General features: G+C 45.3%; 2 protein-coding genes. Both read right to left on the minus strand.

All coding sequences use genetic code 11. The features are described from left to right. A partial coding sequence (locus tag L1N85_RS26930; protein WP_235242087.1) for an IS91 family transposase occupies nt 1–782 on the minus strand: 782 nt, incomplete at its 3' end. Continuing rightward, nucleotides 775–1,626, minus strand: a complete 852-nt coding sequence (locus L1N85_RS26935; protein WP_235242088.1) for a tyrosine-type recombinase/integrase — start codon at nt 1,624–1,626, stop codon at nt 775–777. The genes L1N85_RS26930 and L1N85_RS26935, both read right to left, overlap by 8 nt. Nucleotides 1,627–1,727 lie beyond the last annotated feature (101 nt).

Here is a 1,727-nt window from a genome sequence, read left to right on the forward strand (position 1 = left end):
ATGGCGATCTTATGGGTGTACCGGCTTAAGTATTTCACGACATGATGCGGCGTCTTAAACGGTTTTTTGCAATAGACGACCCAATCCTTCTCATACAAGGAATCCATCAGCGCCATAAAAGAGGATTCCTCCGCATAGGGAAGAGCCGCCCCAGTAAGCGAAAGCTTATCCTGCTTGAAGGCTATCTTCAACAAGGCCAAGAACTTGCCTCGAAACATCTTAGAAAGCATACGCACGGGAATAAAAAACTTTTTCTTCGAGCGAACAAACGAGCAGCCAGAAGGAGAGAGGCCGCCGCCAGGCACAATGCAATGGACATGGGGATGGAAAGACAGATTTTGACCCCACGTATGCAGCACCATGGTCACCCCGATTTGTGCGCCAAGAAACTTTGGATCCAAGGCGAGCTTGGAAAGTGTTTCGGAGGCAGCCTTAAAGAGAATAGCGTACATGGACTTCGGGTTCGCCAGAAACAAAGGGTTCAGCTCATGAGGAACGGTAAAGACGGTATGAAAATAAGGAACGGGTAGCAATTCGGAGTTTCTATCCAGAATCCACTGTTCCTTTTTCAAATTGCCGCATTTTGGACAGTTCCTGTTGCGGCAGGAATTATAGGATATCTTCAAATCCTCACATGAATCACACTGATCGACATGACCACCCAAAGCTGCCGTCCTGCAATTCACAATGGAGTTAATGGCTTTGATGCCTTCACAGTGAACCGAATGTGACGCCAAATAAGTATCGGCAAAACGAGAAAAAATTTGCTGCAGTTCAATCAAGATCTTCACCCCCATTTGGAAGATCCAAGGGGCTTTTCAATCCGAGCACCTGAGCATGAGTAAGATGCAGATACATCGAAGTGGTTTGAATATCCGCATGCCCAAGCAATTCTTTAATTTGCAAAATGCTTGCGCCATGATTTAAAAGATGGGTAGCGAAACAATGACGCAGTGTATGAACCGAAACATCCTTTGAAATACCAGCAGCGTGAAGGGACTTCTTAAACACTTCCTGAATTGTCCGGATCGCAATGGGCTTCTGATCGGGTATGCCAGGAAAGAGCCAATCGGTTGGGCGGTACGTCCTCCAGTATTGACGAAGGAGGAGCAGATTATTTTCGGATAAAATAGAATAACGATCTTTGTTGCCTTTAGCCTGACGAATCAAGATACGCATGTTCTCGCTATGAATATCTGAAACTTTCAGATGAGCGGCTTCGCTGACCCGAAGTCCGGCAGAATAAATGGTAGATAGAATTGCTTTGTGTTTGAGATTCAAGGCAGCTTCTAATATCCGATGAACTTCCTGCAAGGTTAGGATCGTTGGAAGCGAGGATTTCTTTTTCATCCGGGGGACATGAAGCATATTCCATTCACGGCAGAGCACGGATTGGAAGTAAAATTTAATAGCGCCGTAAGCGGAATTGACATAGGCAGAGCTGAGCTTTCGGACTGTAATGGCATGGTGAAGAAAGGCACGGACTTCATCATAACCTGTCGAGGCCGGATGTTTGCCGCAGAACTTAAAATAACGTTGGATATGAGCCAAATAGGTACGTTGAGTACTCTTGGCAAAACCCCTTAACTCCATAGACATGGTCATCGATTGAATCACATTTTGCATAATAAACACCTTCCCTTTCTACTGTTGAGAATAAGGAAGGTATGATAAGATATCAGCAGGGATTTGATGGAAAAGCTACCGCGTAGCGGTTTAGTTCAACA

Source organism: Paenibacillus alkaliterrae, assembly GCF_021532375.1.
In the GTDB taxonomy this organism is placed as follows: Bacteria; Bacillota; Bacilli; order Paenibacillales; family Paenibacillaceae; genus Pristimantibacillus; species Pristimantibacillus alkaliterrae.